General features: G+C 68.3%; 24 protein-coding genes and 3 pseudogenes. 5 read left to right on the plus strand and 22 right to left on the minus strand.

From position 1 onward, the window contains the following. Positions 1–33: 33 nt before the first annotated feature. The gene (locus ACZ3IC_RS05335; protein WP_030971516.1) at positions 34–426 is read right to left on the minus strand and encodes an SCO5389 family protein; all 393 of its coding nucleotides are present in this window, start codon (positions 424–426) and stop codon (positions 34–36) included. A 268-nt stretch (positions 427–694) separates the two neighbouring features. Between ACZ3IC_RS05335 and nucS the strand changes: the two genes are divergently transcribed. Then, positions 695–1,366 (plus strand): endonuclease NucS, encoded by a 672-nt coding sequence (gene nucS / locus ACZ3IC_RS05340; protein ID WP_467412799.1) that lies wholly within the window; start codon positions 695–697, stop codon positions 1,364–1,366. 53 nt (positions 1,367–1,419) lie between these two features. On the opposite strand, the gene ACZ3IC_RS05345 is transcribed toward nucS, so the two are convergent. The 3 genes from ACZ3IC_RS05345 to ACZ3IC_RS05355 all read right to left on the minus strand — a co-directional run bounded on the left by ACZ3IC_RS05345 (position 1,420) and on the right by ACZ3IC_RS05355 (position 5,606). Further along, a complete protein-coding gene (locus ACZ3IC_RS05345) occupies positions 1,420–3,948 on the minus strand; it encodes an ATP-binding protein (protein ID WP_467412802.1) in 2,529 nt (842 codons plus the stop codon). Between the two features lie 251 nt (positions 3,949–4,199). Continuing rightward, positions 4,200–4,523 (minus strand): STAS domain-containing protein, encoded by a 324-nt coding sequence (locus tag ACZ3IC_RS05350; protein WP_072486732.1) that lies wholly within the window; start codon positions 4,521–4,523, stop codon positions 4,200–4,202. Positions 4,524–4,757: 234 nt separating this feature from the next. Beyond that, the gene (locus ACZ3IC_RS05355; RefSeq protein ID WP_361440664.1) at positions 4,758–5,606 is read right to left on the minus strand and encodes a 3-hydroxyacyl-CoA dehydrogenase family protein; all 849 of its coding nucleotides are present in this window, start codon (positions 5,604–5,606) and stop codon (positions 4,758–4,760) included. A gap of 445 nt (positions 5,607–6,051) precedes the next feature. Here ACZ3IC_RS05355 and ACZ3IC_RS05360 point away from each other — a divergent pair, with 445 nt between their 5' ends. The 4 genes and pseudogenes from ACZ3IC_RS05360 to ACZ3IC_RS05375 form a co-directional block, all read left to right on the plus strand. After that, positions 6,052–6,624 (plus strand): cob(I)yrinic acid a,c-diamide adenosyltransferase, encoded by a 573-nt coding sequence (locus ACZ3IC_RS05360; RefSeq protein ID WP_467412805.1) that lies wholly within the window; start codon positions 6,052–6,054, stop codon positions 6,622–6,624. 264 nt (positions 6,625–6,888) lie between these two features. Beyond that, a pseudogene (locus ACZ3IC_RS05365) lies at positions 6,889–7,197 on the plus strand (histidine kinase); the annotation flags it as partial. Further along, positions 7,173–7,440: pseudogene (locus tag ACZ3IC_RS05370) on the plus strand (response regulator transcription factor); the annotation flags it as partial. The pseudogenes ACZ3IC_RS05365 and ACZ3IC_RS05370, both read left to right, overlap by 25 nt. A 72-nt stretch (positions 7,441–7,512) precedes the next feature. Continuing rightward, positions 7,513–7,671: pseudogene (locus tag ACZ3IC_RS05375) on the plus strand (chitinase); the annotation flags it as partial. 31 nt (positions 7,672–7,702) lie between these two features. Here ACZ3IC_RS05375 and ACZ3IC_RS05380 read toward each other — a convergent pair. From ACZ3IC_RS05380 to ACZ3IC_RS05465, 18 genes are all read right to left on the minus strand, one after another. Continuing rightward, on the minus strand, positions 7,703–8,149 hold the full coding sequence (locus tag ACZ3IC_RS05380; RefSeq protein WP_467413152.1) for a DUF2550 domain-containing protein: 447 nt from the start codon (positions 8,147–8,149) through the stop codon (positions 7,703–7,705). A gap of 141 nt (positions 8,150–8,290) precedes the next feature. After that, positions 8,291–8,665, minus strand: a complete 375-nt coding sequence (locus ACZ3IC_RS05385; RefSeq protein ID WP_366293370.1) for a F0F1 ATP synthase subunit epsilon — start codon at positions 8,663–8,665, stop codon at positions 8,291–8,293. A 110-nt stretch (positions 8,666–8,775) separates the two neighbouring features. Beyond that, positions 8,776–10,218, minus strand: coding sequence for a F0F1 ATP synthase subunit beta (gene atpD / locus ACZ3IC_RS05390; RefSeq protein WP_467412808.1), 1,443 nt, complete (start codon positions 10,216–10,218; stop codon positions 8,776–8,778). Continuing rightward, a complete protein-coding gene (locus ACZ3IC_RS05395) occupies positions 10,218–11,132 on the minus strand; it encodes a F0F1 ATP synthase subunit gamma (RefSeq protein WP_467412810.1) in 915 nt (304 codons plus the stop codon). Before ACZ3IC_RS05395 ends, atpD begins: the two co-directional genes overlap by 1 nt. A 3-nt stretch (positions 11,133–11,135) precedes the next feature. After that, entirely contained in the window at positions 11,136–12,707 is a 1,572-nt protein-coding gene (gene atpA / locus ACZ3IC_RS05400) for a F0F1 ATP synthase subunit alpha (protein ID WP_467412811.1), read from the minus strand. Positions 12,708–12,845: 138 nt separating this feature from the next. After that, positions 12,846–13,661 carry a F0F1 ATP synthase subunit delta gene (locus ACZ3IC_RS05405; RefSeq protein ID WP_467412812.1) on the minus strand — a complete coding sequence of 272 codons (816 nt, stop codon included), beginning with the start codon at positions 13,659–13,661 and terminating at the stop codon, positions 12,846–12,848. Continuing rightward, a complete protein-coding gene (locus ACZ3IC_RS05410; RefSeq protein ID WP_467412813.1) occupies positions 13,658–14,203 on the minus strand; it encodes a F0F1 ATP synthase subunit B in 546 nt (181 codons plus the stop codon). Before ACZ3IC_RS05410 ends, ACZ3IC_RS05405 begins: the two co-directional genes overlap by 4 nt. A gap of 37 nt (positions 14,204–14,240) precedes the next feature. Beyond that, positions 14,241–14,492: an ATP synthase subunit c family protein gene (locus tag ACZ3IC_RS05415; protein WP_037689279.1), complete on the minus strand. Its 252-nt coding sequence runs from the start codon at positions 14,490–14,492 to the stop codon at positions 14,241–14,243. Positions 14,493–14,560: 68 nt separating this feature from the next. After that, the gene (gene atpB / locus ACZ3IC_RS05420; RefSeq protein ID WP_467412816.1) at positions 14,561–15,382 is read right to left on the minus strand and encodes a F0F1 ATP synthase subunit A; all 822 of its coding nucleotides are present in this window, start codon (positions 15,380–15,382) and stop codon (positions 14,561–14,563) included. Between the two features lie 225 nt (positions 15,383–15,607). After that, positions 15,608–16,045: a hypothetical protein gene (locus ACZ3IC_RS05425; protein ID WP_467412819.1), complete on the minus strand. Its 438-nt coding sequence runs from the start codon at positions 16,043–16,045 to the stop codon at positions 15,608–15,610. A 262-nt stretch (positions 16,046–16,307) separates the two neighbouring features. Further along, positions 16,308–17,693: an MraY family glycosyltransferase gene (locus ACZ3IC_RS05430; protein WP_467412821.1), complete on the minus strand. Its 1,386-nt coding sequence runs from the start codon at positions 17,691–17,693 to the stop codon at positions 16,308–16,310. Between the two features lie 92 nt (positions 17,694–17,785). Continuing rightward, positions 17,786–19,051, minus strand: a complete 1,266-nt coding sequence (locus tag ACZ3IC_RS05435) for a serine hydroxymethyltransferase (protein ID WP_467412822.1) — start codon at positions 19,049–19,051, stop codon at positions 17,786–17,788. Between the two features lie 155 nt (positions 19,052–19,206). Next, a complete protein-coding gene (locus tag ACZ3IC_RS05440; protein WP_467412823.1) occupies positions 19,207–19,848 on the minus strand; it encodes an arsenate reductase/protein-tyrosine-phosphatase family protein in 642 nt (213 codons plus the stop codon). Next, positions 19,845–20,492: an L-threonylcarbamoyladenylate synthase gene (locus ACZ3IC_RS05445; RefSeq protein WP_467412826.1), complete on the minus strand. Its 648-nt coding sequence runs from the start codon at positions 20,490–20,492 to the stop codon at positions 19,845–19,847. Before ACZ3IC_RS05445 ends, ACZ3IC_RS05440 begins: the two co-directional genes overlap by 4 nt. A 64-nt stretch (positions 20,493–20,556) precedes the next feature. Beyond that, positions 20,557–21,402: a peptide chain release factor N(5)-glutamine methyltransferase gene (gene prmC, locus ACZ3IC_RS05450; RefSeq protein WP_467412828.1), complete on the minus strand. Its 846-nt coding sequence runs from the start codon at positions 21,400–21,402 to the stop codon at positions 20,557–20,559. 40 nt (positions 21,403–21,442) lie between these two features. After that, a complete protein-coding gene (prfA, locus tag ACZ3IC_RS05455) occupies positions 21,443–22,519 on the minus strand; it encodes a peptide chain release factor 1 (RefSeq protein WP_093894461.1) in 1,077 nt (358 codons plus the stop codon). 156 nt (positions 22,520–22,675) lie between these two features. Continuing rightward, a complete protein-coding gene (gene rpmE, locus ACZ3IC_RS05460) occupies positions 22,676–22,900 on the minus strand; it encodes a 50S ribosomal protein L31 (RefSeq protein ID WP_467412831.1) in 225 nt (74 codons plus the stop codon). A 168-nt stretch (positions 22,901–23,068) separates the two neighbouring features. Next, positions 23,069–24,172, minus strand: a complete 1,104-nt coding sequence (locus tag ACZ3IC_RS05465) for an LCP family protein (RefSeq protein ID WP_467412832.1) — start codon at positions 24,170–24,172, stop codon at positions 23,069–23,071. Positions 24,173–24,552: the final 380 nt, after the last annotated feature.

Genomic DNA, 24,552 nt, shown 5'->3' on the forward strand with positions numbered 1-24,552 from the left:
ACCTTCTGCGGCCCGGAACGGCAGCAGAAGCGTTTAGCAGTCCCGTAGTTCGGGCGACTGATTGAGCAACTGGCCCCTCACCGAGGTGAAGCGGGCCAGACGCTCGTCGACCGAGGCGTCCAGCGGGAACACCGCGACGCGGTGGCAGTTCTGGAATGCCAGACGCACCCCGAAGTGCCGCTGCAGGGCGCCACGTATCGCATCACTCGCGAGCGCACGCAGCAGCTGACCACGTGCCTGCTCGTCCGGCGGGGGCGTCTGGTTGTCGGCGAACTCTCCGCCGTCGACCTTCAGCTGAGCCACCAGCGAGCTGATCATCTCCCATGCGTAGGGCAGGGAGGTCCGGACGCAGTCGACGAAGTCGGCTTCGTCGACCTCGCCTCGCTCGGCCTGTTCCAACAGGGCCGGTGAGACGTCGAGCGACATGGGTTCTCCTCTCGCGACCCCGACGCCGGGCCGGGGCCTTACGGGCAGGGCAGGAGGACGGCGACGCAGCGTGCACAGACGGCGACCTCCCTCCTGTCTTACACGGTAAGGGCGCAGTCCAGGCCGCACCAGGAGATTGGGAACACAACCGGCCAATAACGAAGGGGAGTAAAGAGGGGCAAGCCCCGCAGGGCCCCGGTCCGGGGCGGTGGCGGGCCGCGGAGGGAGAATCGCGTCGAGCGCCTGTCGTCGAGTAGCGTTGCCGACCATGCGTCTCGTCATCGCCCGCTGCTCCGTGGACTACGCCGGCCGGCTCACGGCCCACCTGCCCTCCGCTCCCCGTCTGATCCTGATAAAGGCCGACGGGAGCGTGTCGATCCACGCCGACGACAGGGCGTACAAACCCCTCAACTGGATGTCACCGCCCTGCACCCTCAAGGAGGGCGCCGACGACACCGCGGGCGTCTGGACCGTGGTCAACAAAGCGGGCGAGAAACTGATCATCACGATGGAGGAAATCCTCCATGACTCGTCCCATGAGCTGGGGGTCGACCCGGGGCTTATCAAGGACGGCGTCGAAGCACATCTGCAGGAACTCCTCGCTGACCGGATCGAGACACTCGGCGAGGGCTACACCCTGATCCGCCGTGAGTACTTCACCGCCATCGGGCCCGTCGACATCCTGTGCCGGGACGCCGACGGGCAGACCGTGGCCGTGGAGCTGAAGCGCCGCGGCGACATCGACGGCGTGGAGCAGCTGACCCGCTATCTGGAGCTGCTCAACCGCGATCCCCACCTCGCCCCCGTGAAGGGCATCTTCGCGGCTCAGGAGATCAAGCCGCAGGCGCGGGTGCTGGCAACGGACCGCGGGATCGACTGTGTGGTGCTCGACTACGACGCGCTGCGCGGTATCGAGGACGACAAGCTGCGTCTGTTCTGACGTGCGGCGAACGCCGGACGCGCATGGCCCGTCCGGCGTTCCATGAGCTCCGCTCAGCCTGCGGTCGGACTGCTGTCCGCACTGGCAGCCCCCGACGACGAAGAAGAAGGCCCGCTCGCCGAGTCGGAAGTATCCGGCGAGGTCGGCGGGGTCTCGGTGGCCGATTCCGACGGGTCCGGGGACTCGGGCCGAGTCGGACTCGGGCTCGGGCTGCTCGAATTCGACGGCGAGGGCGACTGCGTCGGACTGGACGAATCGGTCGGACTGCCCGACGACGGCTTGCCGCTGGACGGCGTGTTGGACGACGGGGTGTCGCCCGGCCGCGTCGATTCCGTGGACGGCGTACCGCCCATGCTCGGTGTGGCCTGACTGGCCGACGGGCCCGGCGTCTGTGCACTGCCGGTGGATGACGTGTCCCCGGGCATCGAGCCGTCCGCCGGCCCGTCTTCCGGGATGTCGTTCCCGCTGTCGTCCTGACCCGCCGGTTCCTCGGTTGTGACACCCGGGGTTCCCTGGGCATCGCCGTCGCCGGACGCCATCCCCAGCGTCACCACCGTGCCGAGCAAACCGGCCAGGAGCACGCCCGCGCCCACCGCGACCAGGTTGCGCCGGGCCCCGCCCAGCACCGCGAAGCGGCCCTTGCGCGCCGCCGAGACGGCTGTGGGGGCGCTCGGTCGGGATATCACCGCGGTGTCGGCCTCGTACGGCCGCGACAGCGGCTGCGTCACGGCTGTCGTCGGACCGGCCGGCAGCGGCACCGGCTCCTCGTACCGCAGGGCCGGCACATCCTCGGCCACCGGGATGCGGCCGCCGGGCAGCGGGCCACCGGAGCGGTCCTCGACCAGGGCGAGCGCGCGCCGTCCGGCCACCGCGCCCGACTTGTCGGCGAGCGCCCCGCGCATGCTGATCGCTGTCTCCAGCTCCGCCCTGGCCCGGTCCGGATTGCCGGTGCAGAGCGCGAGGACGCCCAACTCATGGTGGAAGTACGCCTCTTCGGCGACCTCTCCGGCGATCCTGGCCGCCTCCTGGCCGATCCGCAGGACCCTCTCCCAGGCGCCCCAGTGCAGTCCCGCCGCGAAGGCCGGAGACGCGCTGCGGGCCAGCAGCACGGCCGCGCTGGTCTGCCCCGCCCCATCACCGGGAACGAGCTGTGCCATGGCCGCGATGACGGCGTCGGCCTCGGCGGTCGCCCGTGCCGGGGAGACCGAGGCGTGCCCGGCCCACCAGGCGTAGTGCTGGGCCGCCGTCCGGGCCCGGTCGGCGCTGTCCTCGCCGTATCCGGCGGCCTCCAGCTGGGCGACAACTCCGGCGGCCAGCCGGTAGCGGGTACCGGCCGGGGAGAGCAGTCCGCAGCCGGCCAGTTCACCGAGCGCGGCATCGGCGTGGGTGTCCCCCACGAGCGCGGGCAGATGCGCCTGGTGCGGCACCTCGCCGCCGAGTGCGACCGCGAAGCGCAGAGTGTCGCGGGCGGGCCCGCTCAGCCGTGAGGCGAGCAGTGCGGCGGGCGCCGCGCCCACGCCGAGGCTGGGCAGCGGGATGTGGACGCCGTCGAGTTCCTCGTCGTGCCCGAAGGGTGCGGCTGCGGGCCGGCCGTCGGCGCCGCCGTAGGCGTCGTAGGCGTCGGGGTCGGTGCGCAGCATGTCGCGCTGGCGCAGCAGGGCGCCCGCCTGGACGAAGCGCAGCGGCAGCCCCTCGGACTCGAACCAGAGGTCTCCCGCCCAGTTCACCTCCTCGTCGGTGAGCGGACGCTCGACGACCCGCTCCAGCAAATCGATCGAGGAACCGCGGCCGAGGCCCGCGAGGAAGACCTCTTCGAGGTACGAGTCGGTGGTGGGTGCGGCGACATCCGGCGTCGTCGCGAACAGAAAGGCGCACTCCGGTGTGGCATCGAGCAGCTCCTCGAGGGCGGCCCCGCCGAATTCCAGGTCGTCGAGCACGACGACGGCGCCGATACTGCGGACCTTTTCGAGGAGACCGGCACGGTCGGGCCGGTGCAGCGGTGTGTCATGTACGGCCTCGAAGAGCCCGTACAGCAGGTCGGTGACGGTCCGCTTGTAGCCGGAGAGCCGTACGACTCCGTCCGGTGCGAGGTCCGCGCAGTCGGCAGCGACAGCGTTCAGCAGTGCCGTACGGCCGGATCCGGACGGTCCGGTGAGCCGCACCGAGCGGCCGCGGGCCAGCAGGCGCACCAGCCGTTCGCGCTCTTCGGCACGCTCCAGGAGGGGCGGCTGGGGGGCGGGCGGCCCCGGCGGCACCGGTGGTGCGGTGGCGCGTTCGTGGTCGGCGCGCTCGGCCGCGGTGCGCCGGGCCGGAGGGCCGGGCTGCTTCCCAGGCGGGCACAGTTCGACCTCGCTGCCATCGACGGGGTTGACGGTGAGGAGGTAGTCGCCCGATATGAGCTGGACGACGCGCGCCTGTTGCGGCGTTTGCTGACCGAAATCCGGAGTAATGGGGCTTCCCCTGCTCGATCGGAGTTGAGAGCTTGGGGAAGGATCGCCGGACGGCTGTCGCCGGGCGGTTCCCTCACCGAAGCTGTCGTCGCCCCGACCGTACTCTTCCGGCCCCCGGTGTGTCGGGTCCATCGCCAAAGCCCCCAGACGCGTCGCGCACGATTGTCCCTCCCGGCCTCGCACGCCCCGCTGTCGCTTCCGGTCCGGTGTCCGCCTGGTGGGTTCCTCGTCAATCGGCGGACGGCCGAACCCTAAACCGTGGCACAGTGTCCGCGCACAGTCGGGGGGCCGCGCCGCCCGAAGCGCACATTCTCGTACGGATTGTGCACCTTCGGCCGCGCCGCACGGCCGGGCCCGTCCACCGGGAAGGGGTCGGCCAGGCCCTACACGCGCGGCAGGGAGTCTGCGGCGATCCCGCCCTCGATGGCCAGAATGCGGTGCAGCCGGGTCGCCACCAGCAGGCGCTGCATCTGCGGCGGCACGCCACGGAGCACCAGCCGTCGTCCGGCCCGCCCGGCCCGGCGGTGCGCGCCCATGATGACGCCGAGGCCGGTGGCGTCCCAGGAATCCAGCTCGGTAAGGTCGAGCACCAGGTCGCCGACTCCGTCGTCGAGGGCCGAGTGCAGGGCCGTACGGGCGTCCGCCGCGCTTCGGACATCGAGGCGGCCCCCGACGACCAGCTCGGCGTGGTCGCCCCTGATGTGCATATGCGCTCCCCGGGATTACTCCGTAAAAGGTTCGTCCATCTGTTCTGTCTCTGCCACAACTGACTCCGACAGCGACAGGTAAGTTGCCATCTGTAAGCGAACCGATACCAAATTCACCCCGGGGAGTGACCAAGGCCCGGCGAGGACCCACACGGATCCACCGATTCCGGAGATACCCCCCGTACCTCCGGGCCTGACCGACGGCAGATCAGGCGACCGGAGGACCGAAAACGATCAGTACGTGTAGAAGCCCTGCCCGCTCTTGCGGCCGATGTCACCTGCATCCACCATCCGGCGCATCAGCTCCGGCGCAGCGAACTTCTCGTCCTGGGACTCGGTGTAGATGTTGCTTGTGGCGTGCAGCAGGATGTCGACACCGGTCAGGTCCGCTGTGGCGAGGGGCCCCATGGCGTGGCCGAAGCCCAGCTTGCAGGCGATGTCGATGTCCTCGGCCGAGGCGACGCCCGATTCGTACAGCTTGGCGGCCTCGACGACGAGCGCCGAGATCAGCCGGGTGGTGACGAAGCCGGCCACGTCACGGTTGACGACGATGCAGGTCTTGCCGACAGACTCGGCGAACTCCCGTGCGGTGGCGAGGGTTTCGTCGCTGGTCTTGTAGCCGCGTACGAGTTCGCAGAGCTGCATCATCGGGACCGGCGAGAAGAAGTGCACACCGACGACGCGCTCGGGGCGCTCCGTCACGGCCGCGATCTTGGTGATCGGGATCGCGGAGGTGTTGGAGGCGAGGACGGCGTCGTCCCGGACGATCTTGTCGAGGGCCCGGAAGATCTCGTGCTTGACCTCGAGCTTCTCGAAGACGGCCTCGACGACGACATCCGCGTCGGCGACCGCGTCGAGGTCGGTGGTGGTGGTGATGCGGGCCAGCGCGGCGTCGGCGTCGGCCGCCTCCAGCTTCCCCTTGGAGACGAACTTGTCGTACGAGGCCTTGATCCCGTCGCGCCCACGGGTCAGGGCCTCGTCGGTGACATCACGCAGCACGACGTCCCAGCCCGCCTGGGCGGAGACCTGCGCAATGCCGGATCCCATGAGTCCGGCTCCGATGACGGCGAGCTTCCTGGCCACGTCTGCACCCCTTGTTTTCTGTTCGCCTCTGCAGTTGGTCCCTGCACGGCCCGGTCCAACGGTTGTTCGCATGCTCTCCGGCGGAGATTAGTACCCGCGAGGGGCCCTGTGACCGGGAAGAGATGCGCGTCACGTCTCGCATGACGGACATCACACCGGGACACGTCATTCGGCGGCGCGCCGGGCGTAGTTGAGGACCTGCTCGCCGGGGAGGCCCTCCATGTCGTCGAGCGGACCGAGCGCTTCCCGGAGACCTCGGCGGGGCTTCGTCCCACGACCATCCCGCGACCATCTCGCGGCCGATGTGCCCGAAAAGAGTGGTGCGCCGGAGCCGGACCTTGAGCCCGTCCGCGCCCAGTACTGATGGCGCTCACCTTCACGCCGGCGGCCGTGACGGTGGGCACACGCGTCTTCCGCGGGGCCGGTGCGTAACTAGGCTGGTCCCATGGTCAATCTGACACGTATCTACACCCGCACCGGCGATCAGGGCACCACCGCCCTCGGCGACATGAGCCGGACCGCCAAGACCGATCTGCGGATCTCCGCGTACGCCGACACCAATGAGGCCAATGCCGTCATCGGTACGGCGATCGCGCTCGGGCAGCTCTCCGAGGATGTCGTGAAGGTCCTCGTCCGCGTGCAGAACGACCTGTTCGACGTGGGCGCGGATCTGTCGACCCCGGTCGTCGAGGACCCGAAATATCCGCCGCTGCGGGTCGAGCAGAGTTACGTCGACAAGCTGGAGGCGGACTGCGACCACTACCTGGAGCAGTTGGAGAAGCTGCGCAGCTTCATCCTGCCGGGCGGTACTCCGGGGGCGGCGCTGCTGCACCAGGCGTGCACGGTGGTCCGGCGTGCGGAGCGATCCACGTGGGCGGCGCTGGAGGTGCACGGTGAGGTGATGAACGCGCTGACGGCGACGTATCTCAACCGCCTCTCCGACCTGCTGTTCATCCTCGCGAGGACGGCGAACAAGGAGGTCGGCGACGTGCTGTGGGTGCCTGGCGGCGAGCGGTAGCCGCTGTGCCCCTCGATCGCCGGACGGACCTGCTTTTCAAACCCGTCCGGCGGTTGAGGACAAACCCGTCGCCGTGGTGATCGCGCACGGACGGAACCGGGGACTTTTCAGCGCCCCACCCCCTCCCGCTTCGGAACACCGTGTAGCTCCCCGCGATGACCACGTTGATCCCGGTCACAAACAGCATCGTCTGCTGCCACGACCGCGGCGACGTCACATCCCCGTCCCCGCCCACGTACCAGATCGCCGCTTGCAGCAGCGCCAGTCTCGTTCCTGCCCGCCATCACGGGGGGGGCAGCGTCCGCAACCACCGCGACGCCGCCGAGGCCGCCAAGCTGCGCGCCGATCAGACCGCGCTGTCGGCCGAGATGGACCGTACCCAGGCGGTGACCGCCGAGCGCGCCCGGATGACCCGCGAGCTCCACGCCATGGTGGCGAACCATCTCTCCGCGATCGCCATCCACTCCACCGCCGCCCTCTCCATCGACGACCCGGACACCTCGCGCGACGCGCTGGGAGTGATCCGGGAGAACAGTGTCGACAGTCTGGCCGAAATGCGCCGTCTGATCGCGGAGTTCGCCGGGACCACCCCCGCACGCCCGGCGCACGCGCCCGATCCTGCGGTGCTCGACCCTCACCCAGCGGGAGCGCGAGGTGCTCGGCTGTCTGGGCGCGGGGCTGTCGAATGCCGAGGGCGCGGTCCGGCTCTCGATGGCCGGGGCGACGGTGAAGACGCACGTCAGCAGGTTGCTGGGCAAGCTGAAGCTGCACAGCCGGGTCCAGGCGGCGGTCCTGGCACAGGAGTTGGGCATCTGAGGTTTGGCTCCGAGCCTTGGTCCGGACCTCTTGACGATTGGTCCAGACCTTCCTGATCTCGCCGCCGGCCCAGGCGTCCCCGCCTCGAAGTTGCTGCTCGGCGTCGGCTTCCATGGCCGCGGCTGGACCGGTGTCACCCAGGACGCGCCCGGCTGCGCCGCCACGGGCGCGGCACCCGGCACATTCGAGACGGGCTTCGAGGACTACAAGGTCCTCAAGACCAGCTGGCCCTCGGGCCACGCCGTACAGACCTTTGGCGCTCTTACGCCACATTCACCCTCTGGCCGGGCGGAGCCGCCTCCAGCCAGGCGAGGAACCCGGTCAGCGCATCCTCGCTCATGGCCAGCTCCAGGCGGGTCCCACGATGGAGACAGCCGAGCACCACGGCGTCGGACAGGAGCGCCAGCTCCTCCTCGCCCTCGGGCAGCCGACGGGCGACCACCTCGATCGCGGAACGCTCCAGGCCCCGGCGCGGGCGGGGAGAGTACGAGAAGACCCGGAACCAGTCGATCCGGTCGCCGCTGTACCGGGCGACCCCGTACACCCAGCCCTTGCCCGAGAGATCGGGCTCCTCCGGCACATTCCATCGCAGGCTGCAGTCGAAGGTCCCACCGGAGCGCTGAATCAGCCGCCGACGCAGACCGAAGACGAAGAGACCCACCGCGATCAGTGCGACGACCAGCCCGCCCACCCACAGCGCGAGGAACATCTTCACCGACCTCCTCGCGTCGTCGAGTAACGGATACCGCCAGAACTGCACCTGCACCTGCATCGCCTCAGCCGCGGCACGGTCTGGAGTGGTCTCCAGCTCGGGCCGCGGCTGAGGGTAAAGCTACGTGGTCGCGGGGCGCTAGCGCACCGCCACCGCACGCAGTCGCACTTCGGCGCGCCGCTCGGAGGCGGCGTCCGTGTCCGACTTCGCACGCTCCAGCGCACGCTCGGCGCGCTGGACATCGATCTCGTCCGCCAGCTCCGCGATCTCCGCGAGCAGCGAGAGCTTGTCGTCCGCGAACGAGATGAAACCGCCGTGCACAGCGGCGACAACGGTTCCGCCGCCGCTCGTACGGATCGTCACCGGGCCCGATTCCAGCACACCCAGAAGCGGCTGGTGACCGGGCATGACGCCGATGTCGCCGGACGTGGTGCGCGCGACGACCAGGGTGGCCTCGCCGGACCAGACACTGCGGTCCGCGGCGACCAGCTCGACGTGCAGCTCAGCAGCCAAGGGTGGCTCCTCGGGTCACCACCCGGCCGTTCATGCCGGGTGTTGGGTCAATTCTACGGGGCGTGGTGAGGGGGACGGGACGCACCCGCCCCCCTCGGTGAGCCAAGGGCTCAGGAGACGCCGAGCTCCTTGGCGTTGGCCTTGAGGTCCTCGAGGCCACCGCACATGAAGAACGCCTGCTCCGGGAAGTGGTCGTACTCACCGTCGGCGATCGCGTTGAACGCGGCGATCGACTCGTCGAGCGGAACGTCCGAACCGTCCACGCCGGTGAACTGCTTGGCGACGTGGGTGTTCTGGGACAGGAAGCGCTCGATGCGACGGGCGCGGAAGACCGTGAGCTTGTCCTCCTCGCCGAGCTCGTCCATACCGAGAATGGCGATGATGTCCTGGAGGTCCTTGTACTTCTGCAGGATTCCCTTGACCCGCATGGCGGTGTCGTAGTGGTCCTGCGCGATGTAACGCGGGTCCAGGATCCGGGACGTGGAGTCCAGCGGGTCCACGGCCGGGTAGATGCCCTTCTCGGAGATCGGACGGGAGAGAACCGTCGTCGCGTCGAGGTGGGCGAAGGTGGTGGCCGGGGCCGGGTCGGTCAGGTCGTCCGCGGGGACGTAGATCGCCTGCATCGAGGTGATCGAGTGACCGCGGGTCGACGTGATGCGCTCCTGCAGCAGACCCATCTCGTCGGCCAGGTTCGGCTGGTAACCCACCGCGGACGGCATACGGCCGAGCAGGGTGGACACCTCGGAGCCGGCCTGGGTGTACCGGAAGATGTTGTCGATGAAGAAGAGCACGTCCTGCTTCTGCACATCGCGGAAGTACTCCGCCATGGTCAGACCGGCCAGCGCCACACGAAGACGCGTGCCCGGCGGCTCGTCCATCTGACCGAAGACAAGCGCCGTCTTGTCGATGACGCCCGAGTCGGCCATTTCCTCGATGAGGTCGTTGCCCTCACGGGTGCGCTCACCGACACCGGCGAACACCGACACACCGTCGTGGTTGTTGGCCACGCGGTAGATCATTTCCTGGATCAGAACGGTCTTGCCGACACCGGCACCACCGAACAGACCGATCTTTCCACCCTTGACGTACGGGGTGAGAAGGTCGATGACCTTGACGCCGGTCTCGAACATCTCGGTCTTGGACTCGAGCTGGTCGAAGTTGGGCGCCTTGCGGTGGATCGGCCAGCGCTCGGTGACCTCGGCCGCGGCCTCGGGCTTGTTCAGGATCTCGCCAAGGGTGTTGAACACCTTGCCCTTGGTGATCTCGCCGACCGGGACCGTGATGCCGGTGCCCGTGTCGGTCACCGGGGCCTGGCGGACCAGACCGTCGGTGGGCTGCATCGAGATCGCGCGGATCACGCCGTCGCCGAGGTGCTGGGCGACCTCGAGCGTCAGCTTCTTGAGCTTGCCGTCCTCGGCCGGGTCGGCCACCTCGACGGTCAGCGCGTTGTAGATCTCCGGCATCGCGTCGACGGGGAACTCCACGTCGACGACCGGGCCGATGACCCGGGCGACGCGGCCCGTGGCAACGGCCGTCTCAACTGTGGTCGTCATTACTTGTCACTCCCCGCGGTCGCGTCGGCCAGCGCACTGGCACCACCGACGATCTCGCTGATTTCCTGGGTGATTTCGGCCTGGCGGGCCGCGTTGGCAAGCCGGGAGAGGCTCTTGATGAGCTCACCGGCGTTGTCGGTGGCCGACTTCATCGCACGGCGGCGGGCAGCGTGCTCGGAAGCAGCGGCCTGCAGCAGCGCGTTGTAGATCCGGCTCTCGACGTACCGCGGAAGCAGGGCGTCGAGGACGTCCTCCGCCGACGGCTCGAAGTCGAACAGCGGCAGGATCTCGCCCTTGCCGTCCTCCTCCTTCGCAGCGCCGAGGCTGAGCGGCAGCATCCGGTCGTCCACCGGGTTCTGCGTCATCATCGACACGAACTCCGTGAAGACGATGTGCAGCTCGTCCACGCCGCCCTCGGCGGTCTCCTGGGTGACCGCTTCGATCAGCGGGGCCGCAGCCCGCTTCGCATCCGCGTACGTCGGGCTGTCGGTGAAGCCCGTCCACGACTCCGCGATCTTGCGCTCGCGGAAGCCGTAGTAGGCGACACCCTTGCGGCCGATCACATACGTGACGACCTCCTTGCCCTCGCCGCGCAGACGCTCGGTCAGTCGCTCCGCGGCCTTGATGGCGTTGGAGGAGTAACCGCCGGCCAGACCGCGGTCGCTCGTGATGAGCAGGACCGCGGCCCGCGCCGGAGCGTCGGCCTCGGTGGTCAGCGGGTGCTTGGTGGTGGAGCCGGTTGCCACCGCGGTCACCGCACGGGTGAGCTCGGTCGCGTACGGCGTCGACGCCGCCACCTTGCGCTGCGCCTTGACGATGCGCGAAGCGGCGATCATCTCCATCGCCTTGGTGATCTTCTTCGTGGCGGTGACGGAGCGAATGCGGCGCTTGTAAACGCGAAGCTGAGCGCCCATCGATCAGCCCTCGCCCAGGAGCTTGCCGTCCGAGGTCTCGAACTGCTGCTTGAAGGCGGCGACCGCGTCGGCGACCGACTGCAGCGTGTCGTCGGACATCTTGCCGCCCTCGACGATGCTGGTCAGGAGCTCCTTGCGCTCACGGCGCAGGTACTCCAGCAGCTCGCTCTCGAAGCGACGGATGTCCTCGACCGGGACGTCGTCCATCTTGCCGGTGGTGCCGGCCCAGATGGAGATGACCTGTTCCTCGACCGGGTACGGGTTGTACTGCGGCTGCTTCAGCAGCTCGACCATGCGCTTACCGCGCTCCAGCGACGCCTTCGAAGCCGCGTCCAGGTCGGAACCGAAGGCGGCGAACGCCTCCAGCTCGCGGTACTGGGCGAGGTCGACGCGGAGTCGGCCGGAAACCTGCTTCATGGCCTTGTGCTGGGCGGAGCCACCGACACGGGAGACCGAGATACCGACGTTCAGGGCCGGACGCTGGCCGGCGTTGAACAGGTCGGACTCCAGGAAGCACTGGCCGTCGGTGATGGAGATGACGTTGGTCGGGATGAACGCCGACACGTCGTTCGCCTTGGTCTCGACGATCGGGAGGCCCGTCATCGAACCGGCGCCCATCTCGTCGGAGAGCTTCGCGCAGCGCTCCAGCAGACGCGAGTGGAGGTAGAAGACGTCGCCCGGGTAGGCCTCGCGGCCCGGCGGACGGCGCAGCAGAAGCGACACGGCGCGGTAGGCGTCGGCCTGCTTCGAGAGGTCGTCGAAGATGATCAGGACGTGCTTGCCCTGGTACATCCAGTGCTGACCGATGGCCGAACCGGTGTACGGCGCCAGGTACTTGAAGCCGGCCGGGTCGGACGCCGGGGCGGCGACGATGGTCGTGTACTCGAGCGCACCGGCCTCTTCCAGGGCACCACGCACGGAGGCGATGGTGGAACCCTTCTGACCGATGGCGACGTAGATGCAGCGCACCTGCTTGTTCACGTCGCCCGAGCGCCAGTTGTCGCGCTGGTTGATGATCGTGTCGACGGCCAGAGCGGTCTTACCCGTCTGACGGTCACCAATGATCAGCTGACGCTGGCCGCGGCCGATCGGCACCATGGCGTCGACGGCCTTGTAGCCGGTCTGCATCGGCTCGTGCACCGACTTACGGACCATGACGCCAGGGGCCTGCAGCTCGAGGGCGCGGCGGCTTTCGGTCGCGATCTCGCCGAGACCGTCGATCGGGTTGCCGAGCGGGTCGACGACGCGGCCGAGGTAACCCTCGCCGACGCCGACGGAGAGCACCTCACCGGTGCGCTGCACCGGCTGGCCCTCTTCGATGCCGCTGAACTCGCCGAGGACGATCGCACCGATCTCGCGCTCCTCGAGGTTGAGGGCGAGACCGAGGGTGCCGTCCTCGAACTTCAGCAGCTCGTTCGCCATGGCCGAGGGAAGACCCTCGACCTTCGCGATGCCGTCGCCGGCAACGCTGACCGTACCGACCTCCTCGCGCGAGGCCGCGTCCGGCTTGTACGACTGGACAAAGTTCTCCAGCGCGTCCCGGATCTCCTCCGGCCGGATCGTGAGCTCCGCCATCTGGGTTCCCTGCTCTCCTTGTTGGGCCCGAAGTTTCTTAAGGGGGTCTGGGGGCCGACCCCCAGGAATCTTCTGCAATTTCTGCACGGCCCAACCGGGCCGCTGGTCTTGCTCTGTTCTGTTGCTGCGCTGCGCTCGTCAGCCGGCCATACGACGGGTCGCCTCGTCGAGGCGCTCCGCGATGGTGCCGTTGATGACCTCGTCACCGACCCGCACCGAGATCCCGCCGAGGACCGTGGGGTCCACATCGAGATTCAGATGCATCGGCCGACCGTAGATCTTCGCCAGCGCGGCGCCGAGGCGCTGCTTCTGCTGATCACTCAACGGCACTGCTGAGGTGACGACGGCGACCATGCGGTCCCGGCGCTCCGCGGCAAGCTTGGAGAAGGACTCGAGTCCCTCTTCCAGGCTACGTCCACGCGGCTGGGTGACCAGCCGCACGACGAGGCGCTGGGTGGCGGGCCGTGCCTTGCCGCCGAGCAGGCTGCGCAGCAGCTCGCTCTTGGCGGCGACGGACGCGGACCGGCTGGTGAGCGCGGCGCGCAGTTCCTTGTCGGAGGCGACGATCCGGCCGAACCGGAACAGCTCGTCCTCGACGTCGTCGAGGTCTCCGCTGCGCTGGGCGGCGGTGAGGTCCGCGATGTTCGCCAGTTCCTCAACCGAGTCGACCAGGTCACGCGACTGCGACCAGCGGGAGCGGACCATGCCGGAGATCAGGTCGACGGTCTCGCCGCCCATCTGATCGCGGAGCAGTCGTCCGGCCAGCTCGGCCTTGGCCTCGCCGTCCTGCGACGGGTCGGTCAGGACCCGTCGCAGCGAGACCTCGCGCTGGAGCAGCGCCGTGACGGCGGCCAGCTCCCCGGCGAGCTTCGCCGCGTCGACCGACGTGTTGTCGGTCAGCGCGTCGAGACGCTCACGTGCGGCAGCCAGTGCCTCGCGGCTCGCGCCGTTCATCGGACAGCCTCGGCCTTCGCCTCGAGCTCGTCGAGGAATCGGTCGACGGTGCCGCTCTGCCGGGCGTGGTCCTCAAGGGACTCGCCGACGAGCTTGCCGGCCAGGTCGGTGGCGAGCTTGCCCACGTCCTGACGCAGCGCCGAAGCCGCAGCCTTGCGGTCGGCCTCGATCTGGGCGTGGCCGGCAGCGATGATCTCCTCGCGCTGCCGCTGGCCTTCCGCCCGCATCTCCTGCAGGATCACGGCGCCCTGCTCCTGCGCCTCCTGGCGCATACGAGCGGCTTCGTGGCGGGCCTCGGCGAGCTGAGCCTTGTACTGCTCAAGCACGCTCTGAGCCTCGGTCTGGGCCGCATCGGCCTTTTCCATGCCGCCTTCGATTGCCTCACGACGCTCTTCCAGAACCTTGTTGATGTTCGGGAGGAGCTTCTTGGCGAGGACGCCGAAGACGATGGCAAAGGCGATGAAGCCAATGACGAGCTCAGGGATCGGCGGGATGAGCGGGTTTTCCGCTTCCCCTGCCGCGAGCTGAACCAGAGGGTTCACGTCAGTGCCTTCCGTCGAATGGGCTGTTCGCGACCGGTCAGGAGGTCGGGTAGACGAACGGCATGACCAGACCGATCAGGGCGAGCGCCTCACAGAAGGCGAAGCCGAGAATCTGGTTGGCGCGGATGAGACCGGCAGCCTCGGGCTGACGGGCGAGCGCCTGGGTGCCGTTACCGAAGATGATGCCGACGCCGACGCCGGGGCCGATCGCGGCGAGGCCGTAACCGATGGAGCCGAGGTTGCCCTTGATTTCGACGCTGGTGGCGGCGAGGGTCTGGAGAGCAGACATGCCGGTTCTTCCTTCTCTTTCTTGGTCCGGTGGGGGTTGGCCACCGGGTGCTTCAGGAGGTGGGGTGCTCAGTGGCCCTTGGCGAGAGCGCCCTGGATGTAGCTGCAGGTCAGCAGGACGAACACATAGGCCTGGACAGCCTGGATGAAGAGCTCGAAGACGGTCATCACGATGACCATCACGAACGAGACACCCGCGTAGGCGATGCCGATGCCGTTGAGCAAGTACCAGCTGGCGATCGTGAAGAGCAGCAGCAGGGTGTGACCCGCGAACATGTTGGCAAAGAGCCGGACGGCGTGCGTGAACGGCCTGACGAGCAGGTTCGAGAAGAGCTCGATGGTCATCGAGAGCGGCAGAACCGGGCCGAGCGTCTTGTCGTAGCCCGTGAAGTTCTTGAAGGCTCCGACGAAACCGTGCTTCTTGAAGGTCAGGCTGACCCACAGGACGTACACGATCGCGGCGAGCGCGGCCGGGTACGCAATGATCGCCGTCACGGGGAACTGGGCGACCGGAATGATGGACCAGAGGTTCATCATCCAGACGAAGAAGAACAGGGAGACCACGAGCGGGACGTACTTCTCGCCCTCGCGCTTGCCGATCGTCTCGTAGACGACGCCCCGGCGTACGAAGTCGTAGCCGGCCTCGGCCACCATCTGCAGCTTGCCCGGAACGATCTTCGGCTTGGCGAAAGCCGCCCAGAAGAAGCCGATGATGATCAGCGAGCCGAGCAGCGCCAGCAGCATCGTCTTGTTGAAGTACAGGTTGCTGTCCGCATCACCCCAGAGGGGCTCGAACAGGAACGAGTGCAAGCCGGGTGCCGGGAAACCACAACCGTCGAAGATGTGGCAATCGGTCTCGAAGGCGAGCACCTGTGTCGGGTCAGCACTCACCGCGGGCTCCTTCAGCGTGGCGCATAGGTACGGCAACCTCGTTGTGTCGGCGCGGCGCGAAGCCGCGGTTCGGCACTGGACTGGTGTAACGGATGTGTGGGCGGCAGTCAGGCATTGAGCCTCGCGATCGAACAGGCGTCAGCTCACATGCCCGCGCCCGCAGTGCCGCAGTTGGAACCGGACGATAGCAGGGTCGTGGACCCGCACTTATCCCGCCCCTACCCTTCACGATTTCGACCCCGTGTTCTTGGGCTTTTCACCCTTGTCGGCATCGGGTTCGACGTAAAGGATCTTGGCCTTCATGTGCGCACGCGCCTGTGCGCCGATCCACACGAGGGTCGTCGCGACCAGCGTGATCGCGAAAGCCTTCGGGTTGAACATAGTGGTGTTCTTGAACGCGGCGACAAAAATGAACAGCAGGATGAGCTGAGTCGTATAGAGCATCAGCCCCATCGCCTGGAACAGGTGAGGCAGGGACTTCGCGGTCCGTTGCAGGACCCCGAGTCCGATCCCCATGAAGAGGATCACCACGATTGTCGCAACGACCGCGCCCAGGGCTCCCTTGCCGCCGGCAACGCCAGCGCTGATGGCGACGGCAACAGCGCCGGCGACAGCGGTGGGTACGGCGGCTTGAAGGAGAGTCCGGACGTCGTTGGACGGCATGGCGGCAGCTCCGCTTGCAGGGGGTGGGCAGTGTGTCGTCATGGACGAGCGTAGGCCCGGTCCGAGTCGATGCCTCGGGCCGATGGACCGTGGTACTCAGGTCCTTCAACTCCGTCACCGGGCTTCGTGAACGGTATCACAAACTATTTGATGAGGTCTTTACCAAGAAAGTGTGCTTGCTGTCACACATGAGAGTGAAGCTGCCCGGGTGAGCAAGGTAACTCGATGAATTGTCTGGTAATGCCCCTTGATGACCGAATCGTCAATGCGCGGAATCAGCCCTGTCTCTGTCCGAAAAACGCGAACGGGCACCGATGGCAGTCGCCCCGTTGACGCCGGAAACTCCCACGACGACCGGGGACCGCTCCGGGAGCTCGTGCCCCTCCTGCCCCATCTTCGTTTGCAGGGGCCGCTGTTGGGCCTCGTGCGCGGATGAGGGTTCCTCCTCGGGCGCCTCACCCTCGCTGCGGTGACGGCGGTAGCGAGGCGGTACGAAGCGTTCCGCCCAGCGCGGCGCCCTGGGCGTGAAACGGGGCATCAGCAGCAGGACGAGGCCCAGGGCGCTCAGGCCCACGATCACGATCACGATCCACAGCGAAGCCGAGTGCACGGAGTAGCCGACGGTGCCGAAGGCGATCAGGGCCGACCAGAAGTACATGATCAGCACGGCCCTGCTGTGCGAGTGGCCGATCTCCAGCAGCCGGTGGTGCAGATGGCCGCGGTCCGCCGCGAACGGCGACTGGCCGTTCCAGGTACGCCGCACGATCGCCAGCACCAGGTCGGCGGCCGGGATCGCGATGATGGTCACGGGCAGCAGCAGCGGGATGAAGACCGGAAGCATCGCGTGGGTGGCCTCGCGCTCACTGCCGGCGAAGAGCTTCATCGTGTCCGGGTCGACCTGCCCGGTGACGGAGATCGCACCCGCCGCCAGCACCAGGCCGATCAGCATCGAACCCGAGTCGCCCATGAAGATCCGGGCCGGATGAATGTTGTGCGGCAGGAAACCCAGGCACATGCCCATCAGGATCGCCATGAAGAGCGTCGCGGGAGCGGCCGCCTCGATCATGTGCCCGTACCAGAGCCGGTACGTGTACAGGAAGAACGCGGCGGAGGCGATACACACCATGCCCGCCGCAAGACCGTCCAGACCGTCGACGAAGTTGACCGCGTTGATGGTGATGACGACCAGGGCGACCGTGAGCAGCGTGCCCTGCCACTGGGTGAGCGCGACGGTGCCGACGCCGGGGATCGGCAGCCACAGAATCGTCAGGCCCTGGATGACCATGACCGCGGCGGCGATCATCTGCCCGCCGAGCTTGATCAGTGCGTCGATCTCGAACTTGTCGTCCAGAACACCGATCAGCCAGATGATCGTGGCCCCGGAGAGCAGCGCCTGCGGCTCGTTGGACAGCTCGAAGACGCTGTCGAGGTTGTGCAGATGGGCCGCGACGATCAGTCCGGCGCACAGCCCGCCGAACATGGCGATGCCACCGAGCCTCGGTGTCGGTTCTCGGTGGACGTCACGCGCACGGATCGCGGGCATCGCCCCGACCGCGATGGCGAACTTTCGCACCGGGCCGGTCAGCAGATAGGTCACCGCGGCCGTGACACAGAGCGTCAGCAGGTAATCACGCACGGGCTGCCTCATAGATTTCGCCGGCCATCTCAGCCCACACTTTAACTACGTCGGGCTCGTGGTTGAGGACACGGAGGCCGGGCCGATGGTTGCACGGACCACGTCTACCCCGGATAGGGCGGATATTTCCGGGCCAGTTCCTGAACCTCCGGGCGGATGTCGCCCTCCTCACCCACCGCCGCCCCGAAGAGCACCGCCAGCCGCGCCATGTCGGCGTCGTCCATGCCCTGGGTGGTGACGGCCGCGGTACCGAGCCTGATGCCCCGGGCGTCCCCGTACGGAAGCGCACAGGTGTCCAGCACCAGGCCCGCCTCTGCCAGCCGGGTACGGGCGGTGGGTCCGTCGACGCCGAGCGGGGCAGGGTCCGCGACGATCAGGTGGGTGTCCGTACCGCCGGTGGTGACGTCGAAGCCCTCGGCCTCCAGACCGGCGGCCAGCACCCGGGCATGGGCCACCACCCGATGGGCGTATGCCGCGAACGCCGGAGTGGCCGCCTCCCCGAACGCGACGGCCTTCGCGGCGACCGTGTGCATCTGCGCGCCGCCCTGGGTGAACGGGAAGACCGCCCGGTCGATCCGCTCGGCCAGCTCCGCACCGCACAGGATCATCCCGCCGCGCGGACCGCGCAGCACCTTGTGCGTCGTCGCGCAGACCACATCCGCGTACGGCACGGGGTTCGGCGCCGCTCCCCCGGCGATCAGCCCCATCGGATGCGCAGCATCGGCGATGAGATACGCGCCCACCTCGTCGGCGATCTCCCGGAACACTTCGTAGTCGGGATGACGGGGGTACGAGATCGAGCCGCTGACGATCGCCTTGGGGCGGTGCGCACGCGCCAGGGTCCGCACCTGCTCGTAGTCGATCAGGCCGCTCTCGGAGTCCACTCCGTAACCGATGAACTCGAACCAGCGGCCGGAGAAGTTGGCGGGCGAGCCATGGGTGAGATGTCCGCCGTACGGGAGTCCCATCGCGAGCACGGTGTCGCCGGGGCGCAGCAGGGCCGCGTACGCGGCGAGGACCGCGGAGGAGCCGGAGTGCGCCTGGACGTTGGCATGTTCGGAACCGAAGAGCGCGGTGGCCCGTCGGCAGGCGATGCGTTCGGCGGCGTCGGCCTGCTCGCAGCCGCCGTGGTAGCGGGCGCCGGGGTAGCCCTCGGCGTACTTGTTGGCGAGCGGTGAGCCGAGGGCGGCGAGAACCGCGGGCGAGGTGAAGTTCTCGGCGGCGATCAGTTGGAGGGTGCTCGACTGCCGTTGCAGCTCCCCCAGCAGTATGGCCGCGATCTCCGGGTCCTCGCGGAGCAGGGCGCCGAAGTCCTGCGGCAGGGTGGCCCGGGCGGCGAAGGGGGATGCGGCAGGAGTGGTGACCGGCATGTGACGCTCCGGGCCTGGGAGGGGTGCGCTGACGTCAGCTCCAATGTAGGCCCGCGACAAGCCCTCTGCCTGCTGTGCGGCGACGCCGTACACCCGTTGGGCCCTCAAGTGCCGGGCCCGTGCGTACGGCCGTCAGAGTGGCGCTGGAGGGCCCGTCAGTGCGGGGCCGGTACGCCGGTCAGTGCGGTGACGACCGGGTCGAGTGCCTGGTTGATCTCGTCACCGATGGACCGGAAGAACGTGATCGGGGCGCCGTACGGGTCGTACACCTCGTCGGCGTCCGCGGTGGGGGCCAGCAGCCAGCCGCGCAGCGCGGCCGCGGCGCGGACCAGCGCGCGGGCGCGCTCGACGACGCCCTCGTCGAGCGGGTCGGGCAACGTGGCGGGGTCTATGGCCCGGACCAGCCGGGTGAATTCCTTGAGGGTGAAGGTCCGCAGGCCGGCCGAGTGACCCATCGAGATCACCTGTGCCCGGTGGTCGCGGGTGGCGGTGAGCACCAGGTCGGCGCGGATCACATGCTCGTCGAGCAGTTCCCTGCCGACGAATCCGGTGGTGTCGGCGCCGAAGTCGGCGAGGACGATCTCGGCGTTGGCCTCCATGGGTGCGCCTTCGTGCCCCCAGGTGCCCGCGCTCTCCACGATCAGTCCGCCTTGACGCGGATCGCCGAGGCGGTCCACCAGGGCGTGCCGGGTCAGCCGCTCGGTGATCGGTGAGCGGCAGACGTTGCCGGTGCTGACGTGGAGGATGCGGAATGTGTCGGCCTGCCCCGCTATGCCACGCCCCTCAGGGGCGGTCAATTGGCCACCTCGAGGTCGGGTACCACCTTGCGGAGTTCCTCGGCCGAGAGTGCGCCGGCGCGCAGCAGTACGGGCACCTTGCCGGTCACGTCGACGATCGACGACGGCACGATGCCGGGCGTCGCGCCGCCGTCGAGGTAGACGGAGACGGAGTCGCCGAGCATCTCCTGGGCTGCGTCGCAGTCCTCGGGGGCCGGGTGTCCGGTGAGGTTGGCGCTGGAGACGGCCATCGGGCCGACCTCCGTGAGCAGCTCGATGGCGACCGGGTGCAGCGGCATCCGGATGGCGACGGTGCCACGGGTGTCCCCGAGGTCCCACTGCAGCGACGGCTGGTGCTTGGCGACGAGCGTGAGGGCGCCCGGCCAGAAGGCGTCGACGAGTTCCCAGGCCTGCTCGGAGAAGTCGGTGACCAGTCCGTGCAGGGTGTTCGGGGAGCCGATCAGCACGGGCGTCGGCATGTTGCGGCCCCGGCCCTTGGCGTGCAGCAGATCGGCGACGCCCTCGGAACTGAAGGCGTCCGCACCGATGCCGTACACGGTGTCGGTGGGCAGCACGACCAGTTCGCCGCGGCGGACGGCCGACGCGGCCTCACGCAGACCCGTCGTACGGTCGGTCGCGTCGTTGCAGTCGTATCGCCGTGCCATCAGCCGGCCTCCTCAAGCATGTACGGGTATGGCGGGTACGGGTCGTTCGGGTGGCGGCCGCAGGTCACGGCATGGCCTTGCGGGCCGTGGCGAACCGCGGCCGGTTGTTCAGGTCGGGGTGATCGGCCGCGTCGGCCCAGCCGCGTTCCTCGGTGAAGATCCACGGCACCTGGCCGCCCTGGGTGTCGGCGTGCTCGATGACGACGAGGCCGCCGGGGCGCAGCAGGCGGTGTGCGGTGCGTTCGATGCCGCGGATGGTGTCGAGTCCGTCCTCGCCGGAGAAGAGGGCCATCTCCGGGTCGTGGTCGCGGGCCTCGGGTGCCACGTACTCCCATTCGGTGAGCGGGATGTATGGCGGGTTGGAGATGACCAGGTCGACCTGGCCGTCGAACTCGGGAAGGGCCGTGAGCGCGTTTCCGTGGTGGACGGTGACCCTGGACCCCTCTGCGTTCTTCCTGGTCCACTTGACGGCGTCGTCGGAGAGCTCCACGGCGTGCACGCGTGAGCGCGGCACCTCCTGGGCCATGGCCAGGGCGATGGCGCCCGATCCGCTGCAGAGGTCGACGATGAGCGGCTCGACGACATCCATCGCGCGCACCGCGTCTATCGCCCAGCCGACGACCGATTCGGTCTCCGGGCGGGGGACGAAGACACCGGGTCCGACCTGGAGCTCCAGGTAGCGGAAGAAGGCGCGTCCGGTGATGTGCTGCAGCGGTTCGCGGGCCTCGCGGCGGGCGATGGCCTCCCAGTAGCGGGCGTCGAAGTCCGCGTCCGGCACATGGTGCAGCTCGCCCCGCTTGACGCCGTGCACGAACGCGGCGAGTTCCTCCGCGTCGAATCGTGGTGAAGGGACACCGGCGTCGGCCAGCCGCTGGGTGGCCTGGGCCACCTCGGCGAGCAGCAGGTTCATCGCGGTTCTCCGTAGGGTCACGGGTGGGGCGGGCTGGGGCTCACGCGGCGGCGAGCTTGGCGGCTGAGTCGGCGTCGACACAGGCCTGGATCACGGAATCCAGGTCACCGTCGAGTACCTGGTCCAAGTTGTACGCCTTGAATCCGACCCGGTGGTCCGAGATCCGGTTTTCCGGGAAGTTGTATGTCCGGATCTTCTCCGAACGGTCGACCGTACGCACCTGGCTGCGTCGTACGTCCGAAGCCTCCTGCTCGGCGGCTTCCTGGGCGGCCGCGAGCAGACGCGAACGCAGGATACGCATGGCCTGCTCCTTGTTCTGGAGCTGGCTCTTCTCGTTCTGGCAGGAGGCGACGACGCCGGTCGGCAGGTGGGTGATGCGGACCGCCGAGTCCGTGGTGTTGACGGACTGGCCACCGGGGCCCGAGGAGCGGTAGACGTCGATACGGAGATCATTGGCGTGGATCTCGACGTCGACCTCCTCGGCCTCGGGCGTGACGAGCACACCGGCGGCGGAGGTGTGGATACGGCCCTGGGACTCGGTGGACGGCACCCGCTGCACGCGGTGCACCCCGCCCTCGTACTTCAGCCGGGCCCACACGCCCTGGCCGGGCTCGGTGGCACCGTTGCCGCCCTTGGTCTTCACAGCGACCTGGACGTCCTTGTAGCCGCCGAGCTCGGACTCGGTGGAGTCGATGATCTCGGTCTTCCAGCCGACGCGCTCGGCGTAGCGCAGATACATCCGCAGCAGATCCCCGGCGAACAGGGCGGACTCGTCGCCGCCCGCGCCCGCCTTGATCTCCAGGAGCACGTCCTTGTCGTCGCTGGGGTCGCGCGGGACCAGGAGGAGGCGGAGCTTCTCGGTGAGCTCTTCGCGCTGTTTCTCCAGGTCCTTGACCTCGGCGGCGAAGTCGGGGTCGTCGGCGGCGAGCTCGCGGGCCGTCTCGATGTCGTCCCCGGCCTGCTTCCAGGAGCGGTACGTGCCGACGATCGGGGTCAGCTCGGCGTAGCGCTTGTTGAGCCTGCGCGCGTTGGCCTGGTCGGCGTGGACCGCCGGGTCCGCGAGCTTCTTCTCGAGATCGGCCTGTTCGCCGATCAGTTCCTCGACCGCCTCGAACATCTTCGGGCTCCTGGTTTCTTCACTCGAACGTGCCTGCTGGACGGCGTGATGCTGTCCGGTGCGGGGTGCGGGGACGGGCCCGTACCCCGGGCCGGAAAAAAACGCCGGTCTCGGCGCCCCCGGGAAGAGGGCGCCGAGAACCGGCGCAGTGGCTCGCTACTTGCTGGCGGAGCCGGCAGCCTTGCCGAAGCGGGCCTCGAAGCGGGCCACGCGGCCACCGGTGTCGAGGATCTTCTGCTTGCCCGTGTAGAACGGGTGGCACTCGGAGCAGACGTCGGCGCGGATGGTGCCGCCGTCGATGGTGCTCCGGGTCGTGAACGCCGCGCCACAGGTGCAGCTGACCTGCGTCTCGACGTACTCGGGGTGGATGTCGCGCTTCAAGGGTTTCTCCTAGGTTCGGGAGGGCGCCGGGTCGTACGCGCGGATTGCGCGTCCGTGAACCGGGGCCGACGTACCAGTCTGCCAGGGACCGGCCGTATCTCCCAAAACCGGGGGCCGGCCGCAACTATTCCCGGCCTGCCCGGTCACTTCTGTTCCCGGTCCGCCCGGTCACTTCACGACGCTGCCCGCGTCGCCCTTGTCGCCCGCCGACTTCTCCGTGGCGGAGGCGGGGATGGCCTTGTCGTGCTCGAGTGCCGTCCACACCTGCTGGGCGGGCCCCTCCAGCGGTACGACGCGGTTCGGGTCGGTCGGGTCGTACTGCACGGGCAGGGTGACCATCTGGACGTTCTCCGGGTCGAGCCCCTTGAGGCTGTTCGCGAAGCTCGTGAGCTCCTCCACCGAACCCAGGTCGGAGTCGGTGGTGACCGCCTTGGTCGCCGTGTCCGCGAGGTCGAAGAGAGTCTTCGGATTCGAATACACCCCGACACTCTTGGCCTGTTCCATCAGCGCCTTGATGAACGCCTGCTGGAGCTGGATGCGGCCGAGGTCGCTGCCGTCGCCGACGCCCGTGCGGGTACGGACGAGGGCCAGCGACTGCTCACCGTCGAGCGTGTGGGTACCGGGTTCGAGATACAAATGGCTCTTGGGGTCATTGATCGTCTGGGTGGTGGTGATCTCCACGCCGCCCAGCTCGTCGATGAGCTTCTTGAAGCCGGTGAAGTCGACTTCGAGGTAGTGGTCCATGCGGATGCCGGACATGGACTCGACGGTCTTGACCGCACAGGCCGGTCCCCCGACCTCGTACGCCGAGTTGAACATCGCACGCTCCTGGCCGGCGACGGGCTGCCCCGTGGTGTCGCTGGTGCAGTCGGGGCGGGTGACGAGGGTGTCGCGAGGGATGGACACGACCGAGGCGCTCTTGTGGCCCTTGTTGATGTGCACGACCATCGCGGTGTCGGAACGGGCCGTGCCCTCGTCGACGCCGTACTCGGAGTTCGCGCCGGAGCGGGAGTCCGAGCCGAGTACGAGGATGTCCTGGGAACCGTTGTCGACGTCGTCGGGGCGGTTCTTGCCGAGCGCCGCGTTGATGTCGACGGCCTTGAGATTGCCGTTGAGCTTGAAGTAGGCGTATGCGAGCCCGCCGCCGCCGACAACCACGGCGCCGGCCAGGATCCAGGCGACTATCACCGTCACCCTGCGGCGACGGGAAGGCTTCTTCCGGCGTTTGCCGGTGGGGCGTATTCGGCCGCCTCTCCCGCTCTGCTCGGTCATCCGTCTCCCTCGGTCGTCAGCTTCTCCCGGCTACCCCCTGCAGCGGTGTTCGGGCACTGGTTCTGCCAATTTTGGCGACTTGTCGTCACTTCATACGACGAAGCGGCACGAAGAAGGGTTACACAACAGCCTGTCACATCCGCGTGAGGACAAAAAGGACGCGCGACCCTGATGAACAGCTGGTGACCCCGCGCTCACCTGCGGTTTCTTACCCGATGCAGACATCGCGTCGGCGCCCACTGTCGCGACGGGCATGTGGCGAAGGTCTCGGATCGACCGAAAGGACCGAATCGACTGCGTCACATACGCGGGCCCGACAGCACAGGGCCGCCCCCGTCACCGGAGTGACGGGGGCGGCCCTGTGATTCAGTCGATCGGGG

This window comes from Streptomyces sp. NPDC002958, assembly GCF_055563255.1.